Consider the following 20688-nt stretch of genomic DNA (forward strand, 5'->3'; position numbering starts at 1 on the left):
GCCCCGATCCCGAGAGCCTTTCTTACAGGCAATTACAGCGTTTCGGCTTTGAACCCAGCCTTCTCAACCACCTGCTTCACCTGCTCAGCGGTAGCATCGGGAGCGGTAATGGTCAGGCGTTTTTCGGGTGTGGCTGTGTTTAGTTGCCAGTTGCCTGCCCCGAAGGCTTCGTTCAGATAAGGCGTTGCCTGCGCTTCGCAGCCGCCACATTTCATATTGGTTTTAAATTCGAGTGCCATCTGATGGATCAGTTTATGTGTAACAGATTGAGCAAACCGGGCTTTTGGTCGCCCCGGCCTGCTCTTTAAAGAACAATACAAAGGTCGGTTTTGCTCCGGTTTAGGCTGTATAGGTTTCGGGATGGAGCGTACAAGATTTAGACATGAGTGCCAGCCCTGGCGCAGGAGCAACAGGCCGACAAATACATGAGCGATAGCGGGGCAAAAAAAACGACCGGGGAATGAACCCGGCCGAAATGGAGTTACTAACGTAGACAGACAGCTAATGGTGACGAAAGGGCGTTTGAGTGGCCGGGAAACTGGCCGCTCAAACGCCTTACTTATAATAGGCCTTCGATAAGTTGCCGGGTGTAATCCAGGTAAATGCCTGCCTCCTCGGTGTTGAAGCCCGTGAGGTCGTGCAGAACGACGTTGTTCTTCACAATGATTTGTCGGGGGATGCCCTGTATGTTCAGCTGGGTCGACAGTGCCGCTCCCTGATCGTAAACGGGATTGATAGATGGCACAAAACGCTGTTTGGCAACGAGCTGCTTAAACGTTTCGAAGGAATCGGCTCTGCCCGTGTTCACTTCCACAAAAACCACCCTTGGATTTGAAATCTGCTCTCGTAGCTCAATCACATAGGGGATTTTCTTGAAGCAATATGCACACCCGGAATCCCAAAAGTTAATCACGGCAATTTGATCGGGGGCAAGTTTAAACGGCTTCCCGTCTGTTTGTACCAAGGTAAACTGCCTGGGAAACGGGCGCTGTCCGTTGGCAATACGTTCGTTGAATTGCAATCTGGGCAGTACCGAAAAAGCCATATAGAGCGTACTCAAAACCAGAAAGCCCAAGGCCATATACGTGCTGGCCGACCCGCTTTTCCTGACGCTAACTCCGGTAAAGAACGCCAACGCAAAGAAGACAACTAACGTGGGCGAGAGGTATTTCAACCCATCAAAATTGATGTAAAGCCCGTATAGATGAATAAGTGTAAAACAGATTGAAACCAGCAGGTAAACAACCACTGGCTTTAGTTTTAGCGGATTATAGGCGGTTAACAGATAGCCTACGCCAAACAGCAGCCCAGATGTTACCAGAACGGGGTATCTTGCCTGCATAAGCAAGAAGGTAGATTGGATGCCAACGGCTAATAGCAATCCGAGCAAAATGTACAGAAAAAGAAGGGCGTATTTCATGGCTATGCCTGGGCGAATGGTGTAGAACACGTAGGAGTGGCGCAAGCGTTTTTTGGGAAAGGGCGCTTTGAACGATCCAAAGTAATAGGCTTTCTATGAAAAAAAATCGGCTGTTCAACTTTCGTTTTGTGTCTACTAAGTGGTAGGGGTAGCCATTTACCGACCGCCCCCTTTGCCGTCGTCGTTGCTGATTTTGCGGCTTTGCTTGCCCCCGCTACTCATCTGCCCAAACCGGTAGCTGAACGTCAGGCGGGCTGACCGGTTGACGAGCCGAAACTGATTCGAAGCGTCAAAACTCGGAGCCGACGATTCGCCCCGCATTAGATTCCACCGATTGAAGGGGTTGGTTACGTTTAGCGTCAGGCTCGCTTTTTTGTTCCAGAACTCTTTCTTCCCCGACAACCCGTAGAAGTACCAGCCCGTGTTGGTGCTTTGTAGGCTAATCCAGCCTGTGTTGTACTGCCCCATCACCTGCACCGATACGTCTTTGGGGAGCTTGTACGTCAGGTTAGGCCCCACGCCCATTACCCAACCCGAGTTGCGTTGGCCCAGAGCCACACTCGACAGCATCACGTACGTCAGGTCGGTGTTCAGGCTCAGATCGATACGTTTGTTGGGCTGCATGCTTAGGCTTAGGTTGGCGCCGTAGCTGGCGTTGCGGCCAATGTTTTGGGGCGAGGTAACGGCTACACCGGCCGCATCGACGGTCGAGAGCCATTCGATGGCGTTGTTGGTTTGCCGCCAAAACAGAGAGGTATTCAGCGAAAAGCCGTTTTCGCCAAAGGTGCTGTACGATACCTCGGTGGCGTGGGTAAGCTCAGGGCGCAGAAAGGGGTTGCCCGTCTGAATATTCCGTGGGTCGCTGACGTTGCGAAATGGGTTGAGGTACCAGATGAGCGGGCGCGAAATACGTTGGGTGTAGGCCAGCTTGAACGTGTGCTTTTTGGCGACCGTTTTGGCAACCGTAAAACTGGGTACCAGGTTGGTGTACTGACTGTTGAACTGAAACCGCTGGGTGATAAAGTCCCCATTGATGCGGGTGTGTTCGAGCCGGAGCCCGGCCGATAACGCCCACTTGTTTTTGGTGTCGAACTTGAGCGAGCTGTAGCCTGCGAATACCCGCTGAATGTACTTGAACTCGTTGGACCGCGCCGTATCGAAGGCGTAATCCTGCTCCAGCCCCGTAAGCGAGAGGTTGGTGGTCGATTCGCTGCCGATGAACCGCTGTATGGTTTTGGCCCCGAATTCGACCTTCAGGCTGGCCGAGTCGCGCAGTTTGTACGGGTTGGCAAAGTCGCTCTGAAACGTAAACTCGTTGTTGCGGCTCAGGTTGGTGGTTTGTTCCAGAAATGTAGGCCGCTCCGACGCCCGGTCGAACTGATTGATGGTGTAGTAATAGTTGTCGGGCATGTAGCTGTACTGCGACAGCACCGAAAACTCCTTGCCGGGTTTGGTAAACGAGCGGGTCCAGCCGAGGTTAAACTCGGCGTTGCCGTAGGGGTTCCGAAACGCAATGTCGCGCCGGAAATCCTGAACCACCTGCCCCGACGTCGACACCAGCCGGCTACCCAGTTGGCTATTGTTGGGGAAGTTGCCGCCCCAGGCATTCACCGAGAAATTGAGACGGTTGAGTGAGTCGGGGTCGTAATCGAGGCTCAGTTCGCTATGACCGCCCATGCCCGTGTTATCGGCCGTGCTCCGTTGCGACAACTCGCTCACCGGTTGCCCGTCCACGAGGGTGGTTCGGCTCTGCCCCATTTCCATGATGTTGCGGTAGGTGTACACGTTGCCCGATGCGCTGAGTCCTACTTTGCCCTGCTTTACAGACACGTTGCCGCCCAGTGAGTTGTTGAAATTGCCCACCGTAGCGTTTATCGTGCCGTTGGTGCCCTGAAGCTGTTTTTTGGTGATGATATTGATCACCCCGGCCGAACCTTCGGCATCGTATTTAGCGCCGGGGCTCGTAATCACCTCCACCGATTTGATGATGTTGGCGGGCATCTGCTTGAGCGCATCGGCCAGATTACGGGCCATAATACTCGATGGCTTCCCGTTTACGAGTACCCTTATGTTACTGCTGCCCCGCATTTTTACGTTGCCTTCGAGGTCAACGGTGAGCATAGGAACCTTCCGCAGTACATCCACGGCGGTTCCGCCCGTGTTGGTGGCGTCCACATCGGCATTGTACACCAGCTTGTCGCCCTTGTCTTCGACGAGTGCTTTCCGGGCCGTTACCACCACTTCATTGAGGCTTTTGGTATCGGGTGCGAGGAGTACCGTACCCAGGTCGACCGGGCCATTGGCGGGTACGATAGCCACGTTCGGAATGATTCGGGTACGGTACCCCACAAACGAAAGGGTAATCTGGTAGACCCCCGCCGGAATGTTGTCGAGCACAAAAGCGCCTTTGTCATCAGCCGTGCCGCCCAGCAAAATTTTACGAGCCCCCGTTGCCGACGTGGATACGGCCGACGTGGATACGGCCCCCGTGGACACGGCAATCGTCACATACGAAATGGGTTGGCGGGTTGTGGAGTCGGCTACGGTGCCCGTTAGTTTGCCGGTAGATGGCGTCTGGGCAAACGCGCCAAACGTGATAAAGGTGAGGACGTAAAGAAAAGCGTTCATAAAGGCTGAAGGTTGTACCCTATTGTCTGCAACAAAGGTAGAGTGCTGCAAAAGTGCCTTCGACGCTGTTAGGATAATTTAAGAATTCGTCGTGACGCCTGCCGGACTGCCGTTGAGAGCCCGGCTTTACCCCGCGCCCTTGTGCTCAAACCGTTGGTTGCTGCCCGAAAGATGGCCAAACGGGGGTGAGGGTTGCACCGGCGGTCCGGTTTGGGGAAACTATTCGTCGTCGGCACCCAGAACCTGCCAGATCAGATCCGACTCATAGCCTTTGCTCAGGGCAAACCGAACCAGTTTTTGCTTCACCACGAGCGGGTTATCGTCGCGGATGGTCCGGCGTTTTTTGGCCAGCAGATCGGCGAGGGCGGCCCGGTAATCGTCGGGGGCTATTTCGTTCATAGCCTGATCGAGGTTGTAGCCCGTAATGCCCCGCTGTTGCAGGTGTTGCCGGATTTTGCGTTTGCCCCAGTGTTTCACCCGAAATTTGCCGCCCGCAAACGACCGGGCAAACCGCCCTTCGTTGAGGTAATTCTGACTGATGAGCTCGGCAATAATCTCCTCGGCATCGTCGCCGTAGATGTCCCAGTCGTTCAGGCGGTCGCGGACTTCCTGTTGAGTCCGTTCCTGATAGGCACAAAACGAAGCGGCTTTACGGAGGGCGTCTTTGAGGTATTCGGTCATGCGATGGGTAAGAGGCCTGTGTACCAAGCTAAACAGGAACAACGGGCAAAAAGCTCCTAAAGAAGCCCGTATGTAGCCGATTGATAAATTTATTTGTTTTCATGAGTTGGGCGTCGTTATTTGATAGAACAGCGAAAGTAGCCCCAGCTGTAACTACACGGCAGCAACACATCTGCATCTTGCTGACCTGATGAGCATTGCGAAGCTTTATGGGTTCGGGGAGACGTGTAATACGCTCACCGTTCCGGCAAACATATACAGATCATGAAACGTATAAAATTCCTCGTCCTATTCGCAGTTGTCCTGTTGACTGTTAACAGCAGTTGTGAAAAAAAATGTTCTTCACCAGCAGTAAGTACTTTTTATTTAGACACTCGTGGTACGTGGCGACTTGTCAAAATTGTTTATCCAACCAGAACGCAAACGACCTTTGCCCAACCACAAACCTTGAAAATCTATTCAAGTAGCGGTCGATTGCCCGGTCCTAATGTTAGTGAAAAACTCTTTAAAGACACTACGACTACTGCTACCAATGAGTGGTTGGGAGTAGATCCAGATTGCCAGAATCGTAGCTTTGTGGTGAGTTACGATAACATTCCCCTGTTCCGAAAATACTGGATAAATGGGCCAGCCGATCAGCTACAGGCAACGGGATACGTAGCTAAAGTGGGTAGCGAAGCCGACAGTGTGCGGTACTACTATGAGTTGGTAGAAAGAAATTACTTCGACAAATAATGAAGCGTGTCATAGTTGACACGCTTTTTTCAAAACTTCAGTCCCAATTCCAGCGAGACAAGATGGTTTATTAGATAGATGCCTTAAGCAAACTGCTGCGAACGACTAAGCGAATAGGAGTTAACGAATTTACGTTAGTGTGGACGACGACAAAATTCAAGTATATGGTTACTACAGATCGTACAAACTCTGTTCAGGCGTCGCTTATCCGTCTATTTGACCGGCCGATGCAACCAACAGAGTTAGCAGACATCCATTACAATCAGAACGTGAAGATGATTTCGGGCATTCGCTGACAGAGCAAAATTGTAATCAGATACAGATCATGAAACGGATAAAATTCCTAGTCTTGTTTGCAGTTGTCCTGTTGACTGTTAACAGCAGTTGTGAAAAAAAATGTTCTTCACCAGCAGTAAGTACTTTTTATTTAGACACTCGTGGTACGTGGCGACTTGTCAAAATTGTTTATCCAACCAGAATGCAAACGACCTTTGCCCAACCACAGACCTTGAAAATATACCCAGTTAGTGGTCGATTGCCCGGTCCTAATACAAGCGAGAAACTTATTAGAGATAACACGACTACTGCTACCAATGAGTGGTTGGGAGTAGATCCAGATTGCCAGAATCGTAGCTTTGTGGTGAGTTACGATAACATTCCCCTGTTCCGAAAGTACTGGATAAACGAGCCGGCCGATCAGGTACAGGCAACGGGTTACGTAGCTAAAGTGGGTAGCGAAGCCGACAGTGTGCGGTACTACTATGAGTTGGTGGAAAGATATTTTAAGTGACCCCCTTGGTTAGGTACTTACTTGAAGGCGTTACCTGAAATAGCTTATGTATCTTTTTTGCAAAAACAAGACACGTATTTTCCCCGTATCAGAACGGGTAGTTTTCAGGTTGCTGGTCTGGCTCCGATATGATTGTTTTGCCAGACAGATTATCTGACTGCTATATCCACACCATTTCAGTCTGGTTCGGGTGCATTATGCTGACTATGCGCCGTACTACGGTGATCTGTACCACGCCATTGGACACACCAAAAAGGCAACCGGTTTTCGTACCGATTGCCTTTTTTTATGCAGCCTAAAACTTCAGCCCCAATTCCAGCGCCACCACCCGGTTGCGCACGTGCAGGTCGCGGGGGCGGGCCACGTCGAGCAGCCCCCGCTGATAACTGAGGCTGATGTTGATAGCATTGGTCTGGCTCAACCGATACTGAAGGCCGCCCCCCAGCACCCAGGCCACATCGGCAAAGCCAAACTGCCGCCGGGTGCCTTCTTTCTGGGCTACCTGATGGTACACGTTGCGCGTGGGGTCGAGGGCTTTTTCGGCCAGTTTGACGTCGAGCAGACCGCCCGTCTGAATATAAAGCCGCGACGATGGAAGCAGGTTGTTGGCAAACAGTTTCACCGTCATCGGAATCTGCACATACTGAAGGTTATACACCGCGTACTTGGCCGGTGCGCCGGGGTTCCAGCGGGTTTCGCCATAGGAGCCCGGAATCCGGTAGCCCACCCGCTTAATGGTGTACCAAAGCCCTGAGCTAAAGGCGTATCGATCTTTAAAAAAGAAATAATCGAGCGATACCCCCACACTAGGGCGTAGGGCGGTGCCGTTTTGCATAAAACCCAGGTAGTTACCCGAACTCTCGACCCGGTTGATGGTGGCATGCGGGGCAAACCGCACGCTCATCTCAATCAGGTGGCTGGGGCGCTCGTAGTCGGGGTAGGCCTCATCGCGCGATTGTTGGTAGGCGCGGTCGATAGCCCGGTCGGTGCTTGTTTTTTTCTTCCGTTTCCGAAGTGGTTTTTCGTCGGTCACGGTCACCTTGTAATCGTCGCCGAGGATTTTGCGGAAACGGCGCTCCGTAACCCGGGCCGTTGCGAATTCGTCGGTCGACGCTTGCCACTGTTGACCCCACGATTCCCCGACTGCGGCTGTCAGCGTCAAAATCAGGGTCAGGACTGCAACTTTTTCCATAAATTTGTCTGTTTTCAAGAAAGGGAGTTCACGTACCGGGCGTGCTCAGAAGGTGGCAGGACAATCAGAGACAACCGCAGTGGTGGTGATTTTTTTGTGCTATAGCTTCGACAATTGAACGGCCCGATGGATTAGTGAACGCCTTGTTCAGATCACTCTTTTTCAAAATAAATGCGTTTTCCAGCCGCTCTTGGGGCGCTTCTTGCTGTTTTACTGCTCAACTCCTGTGCCAAAAAGGAACGGGTTCCGCTCGACCGGCTCGATCAGGCCCTGTTTGCAGCAAAAGAGCCCGATCAGATTCGGGAGTTTCTGGCCCGAAACAAGTCAATTGCACAATTGTACTTTGGCGCGGACAACGGCCCCGATAGTTCGTTGGTTGCCGATTTGCACCATCGGGTAAACGACCCCGAACTCAACCTATTGTACAAGCAGGTTCAGGACGAGTTTCCGGAAGAAAACGAGCTGGCGGCCCAATTGGGTGAAGCCTTCGTCAATATCAAGAAAGCGTACCCCGACTTTAAGCCTCCGCGTGTGGTGACTATGGTCACGGGCTTTATGGGCCCCGACCTGGTCGTGAGCGATAGCCTCGTGATTGTGGGGCTCGATTATTTTCTGGGGCCCAAAGCCAAATACCGGCCCCGTGGCCCTGAGTTTCCGCAGTACATTTTGCGCCGGTACGCCAAAGAATACATTGCCCCGACGGTGGTCTTTACCCTCTCCGACGCGTTTAACAAGAATAACCCGGCCGACCAAACCATGCTGGCCGATATGGTTTACTTTGGCAAAGGCTATGTGTTTACCAAAACCATGATGCCCGCCGTAGCCGACAGCCTCGTGATTGGCTATTCCGATGTGCAGCTCACCGAAACCTACAACGCGCAGGATATGGTGTGGGCGCATTTTATTGATAAGCAGCTTATTTACGAAACTCGCCCCGACATAAAGAACCGCTACATGAACGAGCGGCCCTTTACGGCCGAGATTGGCCCGCGCTGCCCCGGCGCAATTGGGCGTTGGGTGGGCTGGCGCATTGTGGGTCGCTACTTCGACAAGCAAACGAACCCGTCGATTACCGACCTGATGGCGACCGACGACGCGCGCAAACTCTTTATGGAGTCGGGATACAAAGGGCAAAAAGACGAAAATTAACACGGGCCTTCGGGCATGGCAACTTTACCGCCAATGCCCCTAACCCGTGACCAAATACATGGCAAAAGGACGACGAAATTTTGGCGAAGAAGCCAGTCCCGAGGACAAAAAACCGCTGAGTCGCGAGAGCATTCGGCGGGCAATCAGCATTTTCCGGTTCGTAAAGCCCTACCGATGGCTCTACGCGCTGGGCTTTCTGTTTCTGATTCTCTCCACCACCACTACTCTCAGTTTTGGTCTGCTCATTGGGCAGATTACGAGCGTGATTCAGGGCAAATCGGAGTTTACACTCAATCAGGTTACGCTGTTCTTTGTGGGTGTACTGATTGCTCAGGCTATTTTCTCGTTTTTTCGGATCTACTTTTTCTCGCAGGTGAGCGAACGGGCCATGGCCGATGTGCGTCGGTCGACGTATAGCAAAATTGTAACCTTGCCGATTCCGTTTTTTGAGCAGCGCCGGGTGGGTGAACTCACCAGCCGGATCTCGGCCGACGTGTCGCAGTTGCAGGATGTGCTGACGCTGACCCTGGCTGAGTTGTTCCGGCAGATAGCCACGCTGCTCATCGGTACGGGAATCATTTTGTACGTATCCTGGAAACTGACCCTGTTTATGCTGGCTACGTTTCCGGTAATCATTATTGCGGCTATGGTGTTCGGGCGGTTTATCCGGACGCTGTCGAAGAAAGCGCAGGATCAGCTGGCCGAAGCCAACGTGGTGGTCGAAGAAACCCTGCAGTCGATCAACGTTGTCAAAGCCTTTACCAACGAGCGCTACGAGATTGGGCGGTACGGCTCGGCCCTGGCGCGAGTGGTGGGTACTGCCTTGCGGGCGGCCCGGTTCCGGGGGGCATTTGTGTCGTTTGTGATTTTTGCTCTTTTCGGGGGCATTGTGGGCGTTGTTTGGTACGGCGGTACGCTGGTGCAGGCCGGCGAAATGCCGTTTGCCGACTTGCTGACGTTTATAGTCTATACGACGTTTATCGGTGGCTCGGTAGCGGGCATGGGCGATTTGTACGCTCAGCTCCAGAAAACCATTGGTGCCTCGGAGCGGATTCTGGAAATTCTGGGCGAGCATTCGGAAGTTGACGCCGATAGCGAGCAGGCGGCTCTACCCGTACCGATAAAGGGCAATGTGGTGTTCGAAAATATACGGTTCTCGTACCCATCGCGGCCCGATGTTGAGGTGCTCAAAGGTGTTTCGCTGCGGGTCGATTCGGGCCGGAAAATTGCTCTGGTAGGGCAAAGTGGCGCGGGTAAGTCGACCATTGTGCAGCTACTTATGCGGTACTACAACACCGCCGAGGGGCAGATTACGGTGGATGGCCGTCGGTTAAGCGATTTCAATATCACGCACCTGCGGCAGAACATCGCCGTGGTGCCACAGGAGGTGATGCTGTTTGGCGGCACCATCGCCGAAAATATTCAGTATGGCCGGCCCGGCGCTACCGAAGCCGAAATTCACGAAGCCGCTCGCAAGGCCAATGCCTACGGGTTCATCCAGTCGTTTCCGGAAGGCTTTCAGACGGTGGTGGGCGAGCGAGGGGTTAAGCTATCGGGTGGTCAACGGCAACGGATTGCCATTGCCCGCGCCATTCTGAAAGACCCGGCTATCCTGATTCTCGACGAAGCGACCAGCTCGCTCGATGCTGAGTCGGAAAAGCTGGTGCAGGAGGCTCTGGATGAGCTGATGCAAAACCGAACCACCCTGATTATTGCCCACCGGCTGGCTACCATTCGCAAGGTCGATACGATTTATGTCTTGCGCGAAGGGCAGGTAGTGGAGCAGGGTACGCACGAGGAGCTGGCCCATGTTGAAGACGGGCTCTACGCGAATTTGGTTAAATTGCAGTTTGAAACGGGGGTAATGTATAATGAATAATGAACGATGTAGAGCGGCTAACTCCCTTTGATAGACGGCTACTCATTATTCATGGTACATCTTCCATTATCCATTTAAAAAATGAACGCTGCACAAACCCTCAAAAACTTTGATTTGCGGCACACACAGGGCCGCGAAGAGGTACTCAACCTGTTTCTGGGGGCCGATCATGCGCTTTCGCACGGCGACATCGAAACGGGGCTGGGCCCCTCGCACGACCGGGTGACTATTTACCGCACTTTGCGCACGTTTCTTGAAAAAGGGATATTGCACAAAGTGCTCGACGATGGCGGGAATCCGAAGTATGCCTTGTGTCGCGAAACCTGCGCGCAGGGACATCATCACCACGATCACGTCCACTTCAAATGCGAAGATTGTGGGCAAACTACCTGCCTCGATCATATTCATGTGCCGGCCGTAGCGTTGCCGGCTGGCTACAGCCGAAAGGAAGTTAATTTACTCATTCAGGGCGTTTGCTCAGAATGCAACAAATAAAACGAGCTGGTTTGGAAGCATTCAACACCCGTCGACAACAGTTTTTACAGGCCGAACAAGCCGCTCAGCGTCAATACAACCAACTGGCGCTTTGGCGGCTTGTTTGGTTTATAGGGGCTGTGGTGGCGGTGTGGGCTCTCCGCGCGGCCGATCAAACTACCGCAGCCTGGGCCGTGGCCGGTGTTGGTTTGCTTGGGTTTATGGGAATGCTCAGGCGGCACATGGCCATCCGGCGCACCCGCGACCTGAACCGCCATCTGGCCTTTGTGAACGAAGACGAACTGGCCCGGCTCGAACGCCGATTTCTGCGGCCCGAAACCGGCGATTCGTTTGGGAGTGCCACGCATCCGTACGTAGGCGACCTCGATGTGTTCGGTAAACTGTCGTTGTTTCGGTTGCTCAACCGCACACATACTCATGAGGGCACGCGTCGGCTGGCCGAGTGGCTACTCTCACCCGCCACGCCCCAAACCATTCATTTTCGGCAACAGGCCGCACATGAACTTGTGCCCCAGCTCAACTGGCGGCAAACGTTTGAAGGTCTGGCTTACCTGAACGAAGCCGTTGCGCGGCCGGTGGAACCCTTGCGCCAATGGGCTACCGCCGAGGCTCCGGCCTTACCGGCTTACCTCAACATAGCCCGGTTTCTGATGCCGCTGCTGACGGCCGCCCTTCTGGGAGCCTGGCTGAGTGGCTGGGTGTCGGGCTGGGCGGTGCTGGGTGCCATTGCCGTATCGGGTGCCTTGTTGAACCAGGTAAGCGAACGAGCTAAACAGGTGAGCGAGCAAACCGCCGATATTACAGCCGCCCTGGGTACGTTTCGGGAGTTGCTGGCCCATGCTGAACAGGTAACGGGTAAAGCCGAAAGGCTCCGGCTCGTACGCGACGCTTTGACCGCCGACGGTCAGCTGGCTTCAGCGCGGGTGGGGCAGCTGTCGGCGCTGGTGCAAAACTTCAACTTTCGCCGAAATCCGTATTTCTATCTGTTTGTTGGCCTGCCTGTGTTGTGGGATGTGCATTACCTGATCCGGCTCGAACGCTGGCGGCAGCAGTACGGCCCCCGGCTCGACGGCTGGTTTAAGGCACTGGCCGAACTCGAGGCCCTCAACAGTCTGGCTGGCTTTGCCTACGCGCACCCGACCTACGTCTGCCCCGACATTGTCGAAGATAACCGCCTGACTCTACAGGCTCAACAGGCGGCACATCCGTTGCTGGTGCCCGGCAAAGGCGTAGCCAATTCGTTGTCGGTCGACGGTAACGGCGAAACGGTGCTTATCACGGGCTCCAATATGTCGGGAAAGAGTACGTTTCTCCGAACGCTCGGCGCCAATGGGGTCCTGGCGCTGGCCGGAGCCGTGGTCAGTGCCGAGCGCTTTGTGATCTCGCCCGTGCGCATTTTCACCAGCATGCGCACGCAGGACTCGCTCGAAGAAAGTACCTCGTCGTTTTACGCCGAACTCAAACGCCTGCAAACGCTCATTCGGCTGGCGGGGCAGCCCGACGGCCTCCCGGTACTGTATTTTCTGGATGAAATTCTGAAAGGCACCAACTCCGCCGACCGGCACCGGGGAGCCGAAGCGCTTATCCGGCAGTTGCACAAAACGTCGGCGTCGGGTTTTGTATCCACGCACGACCTCGAACTGGGGCAGCTTACTCATCCCGACGGAACTCCGCTCCACTTTGTACGGAACTTCCATTTCCAGTCCGATATTCGCGACGGCAAACTGCTGTTCGACTACCAACTGCGCGACGGCATTTGCCAGAGTTTCAACGCCAGTCAGCTGATGCGTTCGATCGGCATCGACATGGATCTGGCTAATCATTAACCGATTGTGATGCCGCGTATCAACCCCCGCTATTACCCGATTCTGCTTGTAGCCCTCGGGGCTTTTTTCTTTTTCCCGTTCCTGGGTCGGGTACACCTGTTTGATTGGGACGAAATCAACTTTGCAGAGTCAGCGCGGGAAATGCTGGTGTCGGGCAATTACGCGCGGGTACAGATCAATTTTCAGCCGTTCTGGCAGAAGCCACCTTTATTTTTCTGGTTACAGGCTTTGGCTATGCACGTTTTCGGGGTGGGCGAGTACGCAGCCCGGTTTCCGAATGCGGTGATGGGGGTACTTACGTTGCTGGTACTGTACGGCGTAGGTCGGCGGCTGCACGATGCCCGGTTTGGGTTTCTGTGGGCGTTGGGCTACCTGGGCTCTATTACCCCGCATTTTTACTTCAAAACGGCCATCATCGACCCCACTTTCAACTTTTTCATTTTTGTTGGGGTATGGTTTCTGTACCGGCAGGCAACCGGGTCAAAAGCCGCTGGAGCCGGGTTACAGGATCGTGCCGGTGTGCGTACAGGGTTGACCAATGCTGCTCTCGCTGGCTTGTTTCTCGGCCTGGCCGTGCTGACCAAAGGGCCGGTTGGGGCGTTGCTGCCGGGCCTTATGCTTGGCGTATTGTGGGCCGTGGGTGGGTTCAGACCGGTGTTGTCATGGAAAGCGCTGGGTCTGATGCTGGCCGTTGGCTTACTCGTAACAACGGCCTGGTTTGGGCTCGAAGTGGCGCAAAACGGCCCCTGGTTTCTGGTCGAGTTTATCAAGTATCAGATTGTGCTGTTCACCACGCCCGACGCGGGTCACGAGCAACCGTTTTACTACCATTTTCTGGTGGTGTTGCTGGGGGCATTTCCGATGTCGGTGCTGGCTATCCGGTATCTTACCCGACTCCGCAATACTGGGGCCGACGCCCCCTTTATGCCGTGGATGGTGGCTCTCTTCTGGGTGGTTATGATTGTGTTTTCAATTGTCAGGACCAAAATTGTGCATTACTCGTCGATGGCCTGGTTTCCGGTATCGTATCTGGCGGCTTACCACCTGTATGCGCTCGCAACGGGCCGGGTGCGGTGGCCCCGTGGGCTATCGGCGGGCTTGCTGGTGCTCGGTATTTTGTTGGGGATTATCCTGACAGCGGCCCCCATTGTGGGTATGCACAAAGACGTTCTGATTCCGTACATCAAGGACCCCTTTGCGGTGGCTAACCTACAGGCTCAGGTAAGTTGGGGCGGCTGGGAGTGGCTTATTGGGGGGAGCTGGATGGTAGCCTTAGTTGGGTGTGTGCTCCAGCTCCGGCGGTATACCTACCCGGCAGCCGTGGGCCTGTTTGGCAGTACGGCTCTGATGCTGTTTTTCTTCGCGTCGAATGTGGTGCCCAACGTGGAGCAGATTGTCCAGGGTACGGTTATTGACTTTTACCAGTCGAAACAAGGGCAGGATGTGTACGTGGAGCCGATTGGCTACAAGAGTTACGCTCAGTATTTCTATTTCGGGAAAAAGCCGCCTGTAAACCCACGTACAGCCGACGAGGAATACCTGCTCAATGGCCCCGTCGACAAGCCGACGTTCCTGATCGCTAAAATCACCAACGCCGACCGGTATCGGCAAAACCCGAATCTGGAAGTCGTGAAAGAAGAAAACGGGTTCGTATTCTTCAAGCGGAAGTAGCGTTGAGTAAGCAAAGAGATGACATCTTCCTGAACAAGATGTCATCTCTTTGCTTACTCAACGAAGCATCCCACCCCACACGTAGCCTTCGAATGTTCGAAGTGGGTAGCGACCAACTACATACGTTTGACGTAGGGCTAAGTTCTGAGCCAATGAGTGCACGTTTCTTAGATCGCCCTCGGCAGCAGTTTCCTTAACTTCGATGCCGATTTCCTGATCGATAACAAAATCGATTTCCCGGCCTGTTTTGAGCTGGTAATAGGCCAATTCGCCCCGGTGAAGCAGTTGGTTGAAGATGGCATTCTCAAATTTAGCTCCGCTACCAGCGTCACCAACCATCGCGGCAATTCCGTTGTCCAGAAAATAAAGTTTACGTGCTTTGACAATTTCGCGGTCAGGGCTGGTGGCCAATACGGGAATTGTACGGATCAGATAGCTCTGTTCAAGCAACGTGAGATAATTTTCGACAGTTGGCCGAGACAGCCCGATTAGACTGGTCAGCTTCGAGATGTCGAGTTTTGTGCCTGTTCGTACAGCCAGTAATTTGATCAGTTTATACAGGTTGGCCGGATCCCGAATGTCTGACAACGTTCGGATATCGAAGTTGATGTACGAGCTGAGGATATCGCTGATAAGGTCTTTTTTGTCCGTAACAGATTCGGTTAGTACAACCTCAGGAAATCCACCGTATTCGATGTATTCGTCATAATACCCTTTGAGCCGTTCATACTCAGAGCGTACAAACCGGGATGCTTCTGGCCAATCAAGTGACGTGGCCACTATGCCTTTGAACTGTAGTAACTCACCAAAATTGAGCGGGTAAATGTCAAACACTTTCTTCCGACCTGCCAGCGATTCGGTGAACTGGTTCTTCATATAATAGGCACTCGACCCGGTCACAACGAACTTAATAGCATACGTATCGTACAAATACTTCAGTACACTCGGCAGATTGGGTACCAGTTGGATTTCGTCGAGAACCAGCAGTAACGGCTGGTCAACGTGCAGACCTTGCTGCGTGAGCGCCTGTAAAATCAGTTCATAATTTGGCTCGCTCCACAAAATTCGATTGTCAATCCGCTCCAGATCAATATATAGCTTTTGCTCAATCGGAGAATCGGCCATTAACTGCCGACACAGTGTTGTTTTACCGGTTCGGCGCATTCCGGTGAGCACTGTAATTTGCGGGCGGGCCAGATGAGCCCGCAAGGCTGGATATATGGCGCGTGGTAAAAACATAGTTTTACTATTTTATAGCTGCACCTTAAAAATAGTAAAACTATTTTATAACTACACCGTTCAGACCAGCCCCTCGCGGAGCAGGTCGTGCAGGTGTACGAAGCCGGCCAGCCGACCTTCATCCAGTACCAGAAGTTGGGTAATATTTCGCCCCTGCATAATTTCCAGTGCCTGTACGGCGTAGGCATCGGGGCCGATACCTACCGGATTTGGGGTCATAATGTCGCGGGCGGTCAGTTGCCGGTAATCATCATGGTGGCTCACCATCCTACGTACATCACCGTCCGTAATAATACCCAACACCTGTTCGGCTTCGTCGACAACGGCCGTAGCCCCCAATCGCCCTGCCGACATGGTGAGCATCGTCTGATGAATCGGCGCGTCGGCCGGTACCGTTGGTCGCTGGTTGTGCGGGTACAAATCACTTACTTTCAGGTATAATTTTTTGCCCAGCGAGCCACCCGGATGGTAGCGGGCAAAATCCTGCCGGGTAAAATCGCGGGCCGTGAGCAGGGCAATCGCGAGCGCGTCGCCGATAGCCAGGGTCACGGTTGTGCTGGTGGTAGGGGCGAGGTTTAGAGGGTCGGCCTCCCGCTCGGCATAGGCCAGCAACACACAATCGGCATGGCGGGCCAGGTACGAATCGGCCTCACTAACGAGGGCAATCAGCTTGGCCCCAGTCCGGTGAATAAGCGGTACCAGTACTTTAATTTCGGGCGTATTGCCGCTTTTGGAGATGGCCACGACCACGTCGGTGGGTTGAATCATGCCCAAATCGCCGTGAATGGCGTCGGCTGCGTGCATAAACAGAGCCGGTGTTCCGGTTGAGTTGAGCGTAGCCACAATCTTCTGGCCAATGAGGCCACTTTTGCCAATGCCGGTCACGACAACCCGGCCCCGACTGGCAATAATAGCCTCCACGCATTGGTCAAAACGCTCGTCCAGAAACGTACTCGCTTTCTGAATAGCGTCGGCTTCGGCCCGTAAAACCTCGCGGGCAATCGTTTGCGGATTTTTTACTACTTTCAAGTTCTGATTCTGTTGTCGAAACAGATTTGGATATAAATTCGCTAACTTTAGAAAGTGATACTTTGATATAGGATTATTGGCGCTTGTATTTAGACTTAACCGATACAGTAAGTCCATTAAGATCCTGTCAAAGCCACTCAGGCTATCGGGTAAACACCGTTCCCGGCCTGACAAAGATATAGTCAGACAACTGTCTGTTCAAACTATCCGATTGTCTGCTATCCATTATGTTGTTGATTACCAGTAATATATTGTGGAAGCACCGAGGGTAGCGTAGTTAAAAGAACCAGTAACTTTTTGTACGTCGCGAAAGCATGATGCAGGTTGACCAGTCCGTACAGGTAACCCTTAAGGAACGATTAAAAGAGATCTTTGGCTTTAGTCAGTTCCGGGGCGAACAGGAGGCCATTATTTACAATATTCTGGCCGGTCGGAACACATTTGTTATAATGCCCACCGGGGCAGGCAAATCACTCTGTTATCAATTGCCAGCTATCGTCAGCGACGGTACGGCCATTGTTATTTCGCCCCTGATCGCCCTGATGAAAAATCAGGTGGATCAACTCAATGCCTTTGGCATAAACGCCCAGTTTCTGAACTCGACGCTCTCGAAGGCGGAGATGACCAAGGTCAAGAAGGAAACCCTCAACGGCACCCTCAAACTGCTTTACATTGCGCCCGAATCGCTTACGAAAGAAGAAAACCTCGACTTTCTGAAGCGGGCCAATATCTCGTTTGTGGCCATCGACGAAGCCCACTGTATTTCGGAATGGGGGCACGATTTCCGGCCCGAATACCGCAAAATCCGGGGCATTGTCGACAATATCGGCAGTGGTAGCCTGCCCGTAATTGCCCTGACGGCGACGGCGACGCCCAAAGTGCAGCTCGACATCCAGAAGAACCTGCAAATGGAAGATGCCCACATCTTCAAAACGTCGTTCAACCGGAAAAACCTGTACTACGAGATCAAGCCGAAAGTAGATGCCAAAAAGGCGCTGATCAAGTACATCAAAAACAACAAAGGCAAGTCGGGCATTGTGTACTGTTTGAGCCGTAAAACGGTGGAGGATATTGCCGAACTGCTCAACGTAAACGACATCAAGGCGCTGCCGTACCATGCCGGCCTTGATCCGCAGACCCGAATGAACAACCAGGATGCCTTCCTGAATGAAGATGTCGATGTGGTTTGTGCGACCATTGCGTTCGGGATGGGGATCGACAAACCCGATGTTCGGTTTGTGATTCACTACGATGCGCCCAAGTCGCTCGAAGGGTATTATCAGGAAACGGGCCGCGCCGGCCGCGATGGGCTGGAGGGCAACTGCGTGATGTTCTACAGCTACGATGATATCGTGAAGCTGGAGAAGTTCAATAAAGACAAACCCGTTACCGAGCGCGACAATGCCAAGCACCTGCTGGGCGAAATGGTGTCGTATGCTAATCTGGGTGCCTGCCGCCGGCGGCAACTGTTGAGCTATTTCGGGGAATACACCGAGAAAGACTGCGGTTTCTGCGATAACTGTCGCAAGCCGACTCCCCGGATCAAGGCACAGGATGAGGTGGTTCTGGCTCTACAGGCCGTACTGCAAACGGATCAGCGGTTCGATGTAAATCACCTCTCGCACGTACTCACGGCTACTGAAAACCAGTATGTGACCAGCTACGAGCATAACCGGCTTGAGGTGTACGGGAAAGGCCGGGAGTTTAACGAGTCGCCGGAATATTGGTGTTCGTTGATCCGCCAGATTACCATTCTCGGATTGCTCGATAAAGATGTAGACAACTACGGGGTGTTGCGCGTGTCGCAGAAAGGGATGAACTACATTGAGGATCCCTACCCGCTCACGTTGGCCAGCGATCATAATTACGATCAGCAGATTGCCGACGGAAAGGCCGACGATGATAAAGACGTGCAACCATCGGCCGGTGGCAATGCGTACGATGAAGAACTGCTGGGCTTACTCAAGGCATTACGCAAGAAAGTAGCCAAGGAAAAAGGGCTGCCTCCGTACGTTATTTTTCAGGATCCCTCGCTCGAAGAAATGGCCACTACCTATCCCGTCACGCGCGACGAGATGGCCCAGATCAACGGCGTCGGGATGGGGAAAGTGCAAAAATTTGGCAAGCAGTTTATTGATCTGATCGCCAAATATGTGGAGGATCGGGAGATCGAAACAGCCAAAGATGTTGTTGTTAAATCGACGGTCAATAAGTCGAAGATCAAGATTTTCATCATCCAGCAAATCGACCGGAAAGTTGACCTCGACGAGATTGCGGAGTCGAAAGATTTGACGATGGAAGACCTGGTCGAGGAGATTGAGCATATCTGTTACTCAGGTACGCGCCTGAACCTCGATTACTACATCGACCAGATTATTGACGAAGAGCGGCAGGACGAGATTTTTGATTACTTCATGTCGGCCGAAACCGACAATATTGCCGTAGCCATGCGCCAGTTTGCCGGTGAAGATTTCACCGAACAGGAGTTGCGCCTGATGCGGATCAAGTTCCTTTCGGAAGTAGCTAATTAAAATAGTTTACAGTTTTTGGTTTATAGTTTACAGTTGGCTCGGCCGTCAGTAGTGGCCTGATCGTTAACTGAAAACTGGAAACCGCAAACTGGAAACCAAAGCCATTAATGAACATACTTATTCTTGGATCGGGTGGGCGTGAACACGCGTTTGCGTGGAAGATGAGTCAAAGCCCATTGTGCGATTCGCTTTATGTTGCCCCCGGAAATGCCGGTACGGCGGGTGTGGCAACAAACCTGCCCTTTTCGGTTACGGATTTTAAGGCATTGACCGAGGCTATCCGGCAGTATCAGATTGATTTGTTGCTGGTGGGTCCTGAGGAGCCGCTGGTAAAAGGTGTAGTCGACTACCTGCGTCAGCAGCCCGATATGGCGCACCTGCGTATTGTGGGTCCCAACGCACAGGGCGCACAGCTCGAAGGCAGTAAAGACTTCTCCAAGGCGTTTATGCAGCGGCATGGGATTCCGACGGCCGCTTCGCAAACGTTTACCGTTGATACGCTGAACGAGGGACTAACCTACCTCGAATCGCACACCTTACCGATTGTGCTGAAAGCCGACGGACTGGCTGCCGGCAAAGGCGTTATCATCGCCGAAACGGTCGAAGAGGCCCAGGCTACCCTGCGCGATATGTTGGCCGAGGGACGCTTTGGCGAGGCCGGGCATAAAGTGGTGATTGAGCAGTTTTTGCGCGGTATCGAACTGTCGGTGTTTGTTCTGACCGACGGGGTGAACTACAAGATTCTGCCCGAAGCCAAAGATTACAAGCGCATTGGCGAGGGCGATACAGGCCCCAACACGGGCGGCATGGGCGCGGTATCGCCGGTGGTGTTTGCTACGGAGCCGTTTATGCGCAAAGTAGAAGACAAAGTAGTGAAACCAACCATGGCGGGGTTGCAACAAGACGGCATCCGGTACGTTGGCTTCATTTTTGTCGGGTTAATGAATACAAAGAGCGAACCGTACGTTATTGAGTATAATGCCCGCATGGGTGACCCTGAAACGGAGGTAGTTCTGCCGCGTATTCAGACAGACCTGGTTGAATTGCTCGTGGCGGCAGCCGATGGCGAACTGGATAAAATTAACCTTCAGGTATCGCCCCAAACGGCCGTAACCACGGTGCTGGTATCGGGGGGGTACCCGGAAGCGTACGAGAAAGGGAAAGAAATTACGGCCTTAGATCAGTTGGAAGAAGTGACGGCGTTTCATGCCGGCACGGCCGATTCCGACGGTCGGGTGGTTTCTAATGGTGGGCGAGTGCTGGCTATTACGGCCGTGGCTAACTCGCTCGAAAATGCTGTTCGGCGTTCGCAGGAAGCGGCCCGAACGGTGCAGTTTGACGGAAAGCAGTACCGCCGGGACATCGGTCTCGACCTGATTCGGTACGCGGACTGAGTTTTCAGTTTACGGTTTTCAGTTTACGG

General features: G+C 53.1%; 16 protein-coding genes. 9 read left to right on the forward strand and 7 right to left on the reverse strand.

From position 1 onward, the window contains the following. Nucleotides 1-32 precede the first annotated feature (32 nt). The 4 genes from RUDLU_RS0116950 to RUDLU_RS0116965 all read right to left on the reverse strand — a co-directional run bounded on the left by RUDLU_RS0116950 (nt 33) and on the right by RUDLU_RS0116965 (nt 4729). Nucleotides 33-239 carry a heavy-metal-associated domain-containing protein gene (locus tag RUDLU_RS0116950; protein ID WP_019989597.1) on the reverse strand — a complete coding sequence of 69 codons (207 nt, stop codon included), beginning with the start codon at nt 237-239 and terminating at the stop codon, nt 33-35. Between the two features lie 320 nt (nt 240-559). Further along, nucleotides 560-1342, reverse strand: a complete 783-nt coding sequence (locus RUDLU_RS0116955; protein ID WP_169578050.1) for a TlpA family protein disulfide reductase — start codon at nt 1340-1342, stop codon at nt 560-562. Nucleotides 1343-1576: 234 nt separating this feature from the next. Continuing rightward, the gene (locus tag RUDLU_RS0116960; protein WP_019989599.1) at nt 1577-4048 is read right to left on the reverse strand and encodes a TonB-dependent receptor; all 2472 of its coding nucleotides are present in this window, start codon (nt 4046-4048) and stop codon (nt 1577-1579) included. 219 nt (nt 4049-4267) lie between these two features. Then, nucleotides 4268-4729 (reverse strand): regulatory protein RecX, encoded by a 462-nt coding sequence (locus RUDLU_RS0116965; RefSeq protein WP_019989600.1) that lies wholly within the window; start codon nt 4727-4729, stop codon nt 4268-4270. A gap of 447 nt (nt 4730-5176) precedes the next feature. Between RUDLU_RS0116965 and RUDLU_RS0116970 the strand changes: the two genes are divergently transcribed. Continuing rightward, nucleotides 5177-5464 carry a hypothetical protein gene (locus RUDLU_RS0116970; RefSeq protein ID WP_152123244.1) on the forward strand — a complete coding sequence of 96 codons (288 nt, stop codon included), beginning with the start codon at nt 5177-5179 and terminating at the stop codon, nt 5462-5464. 478 nt (nt 5465-5942) lie between these two features. Further along, nucleotides 5943-6254 (forward strand): hypothetical protein, encoded by a 312-nt coding sequence (locus RUDLU_RS29705; RefSeq protein WP_157580246.1) that lies wholly within the window; start codon nt 5943-5945, stop codon nt 6252-6254. Nucleotides 6255-6549: 295 nt separating this feature from the next. Here RUDLU_RS29705 and RUDLU_RS0116980 read toward each other — a convergent pair whose 3' ends face one another. Beyond that, nucleotides 6550-7446, reverse strand: a complete 897-nt coding sequence (locus tag RUDLU_RS0116980; RefSeq protein ID WP_019989603.1) for an outer membrane beta-barrel protein — start codon at nt 7444-7446, stop codon at nt 6550-6552. 171 nt (nt 7447-7617) lie between these two features. Between RUDLU_RS0116980 and RUDLU_RS0116985 the strand changes: the two genes are divergently transcribed. From RUDLU_RS0116985 to RUDLU_RS0117005, 5 genes are all read left to right on the forward strand, one after another. Next, a complete protein-coding gene (locus tag RUDLU_RS0116985) occupies nt 7618-8595 on the forward strand; it encodes a gliding motility protein GldB-related protein (protein ID WP_019989604.1) in 978 nt (325 codons plus the stop codon). A 58-nt stretch (nt 8596-8653) separates the two neighbouring features. Further along, complete coding sequence (locus RUDLU_RS0116990; protein WP_019989605.1) at nt 8654-10474, forward strand: ABC transporter ATP-binding protein; 1821 nt, start codon at nt 8654-8656, stop codon at nt 10472-10474. 81 nt (nt 10475-10555) lie between these two features. Then, nucleotides 10556-10969, forward strand: coding sequence for a Fur family transcriptional regulator (locus RUDLU_RS0116995; RefSeq protein WP_019989606.1), 414 nt, complete (start codon nt 10556-10558; stop codon nt 10967-10969). Between the two features lie 11 nt (nt 10970-10980). Continuing rightward, nucleotides 10981-12795, forward strand: a complete 1815-nt coding sequence (locus RUDLU_RS0117000; protein WP_019989607.1) for a MutS-related protein — start codon at nt 10981-10983, stop codon at nt 12793-12795. Between the two features lie 9 nt (nt 12796-12804). Then, a complete protein-coding gene (locus tag RUDLU_RS0117005) occupies nt 12805-14466 on the forward strand; it encodes an ArnT family glycosyltransferase (RefSeq protein ID WP_019989608.1) in 1662 nt (553 codons plus the stop codon). A 57-nt stretch (nt 14467-14523) separates the two neighbouring features. Here the strand turns inward: RUDLU_RS0117005 and RUDLU_RS0117010 are convergent, their stop codons facing one another. After that, nucleotides 14524-15705 carry an ATP-binding protein gene (locus RUDLU_RS0117010; RefSeq protein WP_027303151.1) on the reverse strand — a complete coding sequence of 394 codons (1182 nt, stop codon included), beginning with the start codon at nt 15703-15705 and terminating at the stop codon, nt 14524-14526. A gap of 60 nt (nt 15706-15765) precedes the next feature. After that, nucleotides 15766-16734 carry a KpsF/GutQ family sugar-phosphate isomerase gene (locus RUDLU_RS0117015; protein WP_019989610.1) on the reverse strand — a complete coding sequence of 323 codons (969 nt, stop codon included), beginning with the start codon at nt 16732-16734 and terminating at the stop codon, nt 15766-15768. Between the two features lie 314 nt (nt 16735-17048). Between RUDLU_RS0117015 and recQ the strand changes: the two genes are divergently transcribed. Together recQ and purD are read left to right on the forward strand one after the other, a co-directional pair. After that, nucleotides 17049-19265, forward strand: a complete 2217-nt coding sequence (gene recQ / locus RUDLU_RS0117020) for a DNA helicase RecQ (protein ID WP_019989611.1) — start codon at nt 17049-17051, stop codon at nt 19263-19265. 107 nt (nt 19266-19372) lie between these two features. After that, on the forward strand, nt 19373-20659 hold the full coding sequence (gene purD, locus RUDLU_RS0117025; protein ID WP_027303152.1) for a phosphoribosylamine--glycine ligase: 1287 nt from the start codon (nt 19373-19375) through the stop codon (nt 20657-20659). Nucleotides 20660-20688 lie beyond the last annotated feature (29 nt).

The sequence above is a fragment of the Rudanella lutea DSM 19387 genome (assembly GCF_000383955.1).
Classification (GTDB): Bacteria; Bacteroidota; Bacteroidia; order Cytophagales; family Spirosomataceae; genus Rudanella; species Rudanella lutea.

Coding starts and splice junctions, on each gene's coding strand:
- RUDLU_RS0116950 (WP_019989597.1), bottom strand. CDS start 239: ATGGCACTCGAATTTAAAACCAATATGAAATGTGGCGGCTGCGAAGCG.
- RUDLU_RS0116955 (WP_169578050.1), bottom strand. CDS start 1,342: ATGCAGGCAAGATACCCCGTTCTGGTAACATCTGGGCTGCTGTTTGGC.
- RUDLU_RS0116960 (WP_019989599.1), bottom strand. CDS start 4,048: ATGAACGCTTTTCTTTACGTCCTCACCTTTATCACGTTTGGCGCGTTT.
- RUDLU_RS0116965 (WP_019989600.1), bottom strand. CDS start 4,729: ATGACCGAATACCTCAAAGACGCCCTCCGTAAAGCCGCTTCGTTTTGT.
- RUDLU_RS29705 (WP_157580246.1), top strand. CDS start 5,943: ATGCAAACGACCTTTGCCCAACCACAGACCTTGAAAATATACCCAGTT.
- RUDLU_RS0116980 (WP_019989603.1), bottom strand. CDS start 7,446: ATGGAAAAAGTTGCAGTCCTGACCCTGATTTTGACGCTGACAGCCGCA.
- RUDLU_RS0116985 (WP_019989604.1), top strand. CDS start 7,618: ATGCGTTTTCCAGCCGCTCTTGGGGCGCTTCTTGCTGTTTTACTGCTC.
- RUDLU_RS0116990 (WP_019989605.1), top strand. CDS start 8,654: ATGGCAAAAGGACGACGAAATTTTGGCGAAGAAGCCAGTCCCGAGGAC.
- RUDLU_RS0116995 (WP_019989606.1), top strand. CDS start 10,556: ATGAACGCTGCACAAACCCTCAAAAACTTTGATTTGCGGCACACACAG.
- RUDLU_RS0117005 (WP_019989608.1), top strand. CDS start 12,805: ATGCCGCGTATCAACCCCCGCTATTACCCGATTCTGCTTGTAGCCCTC.
- RUDLU_RS0117010 (WP_027303151.1), bottom strand. CDS start 15,705: ATGTTTTTACCACGCGCCATATATCCAGCCTTGCGGGCTCATCTGGCC.
- recQ (WP_019989611.1), top strand. CDS start 17,049: ATGATGCAGGTTGACCAGTCCGTACAGGTAACCCTTAAGGAACGATTA.
- purD (WP_027303152.1), top strand. CDS start 19,373: ATGAACATACTTATTCTTGGATCGGGTGGGCGTGAACACGCGTTTGCG.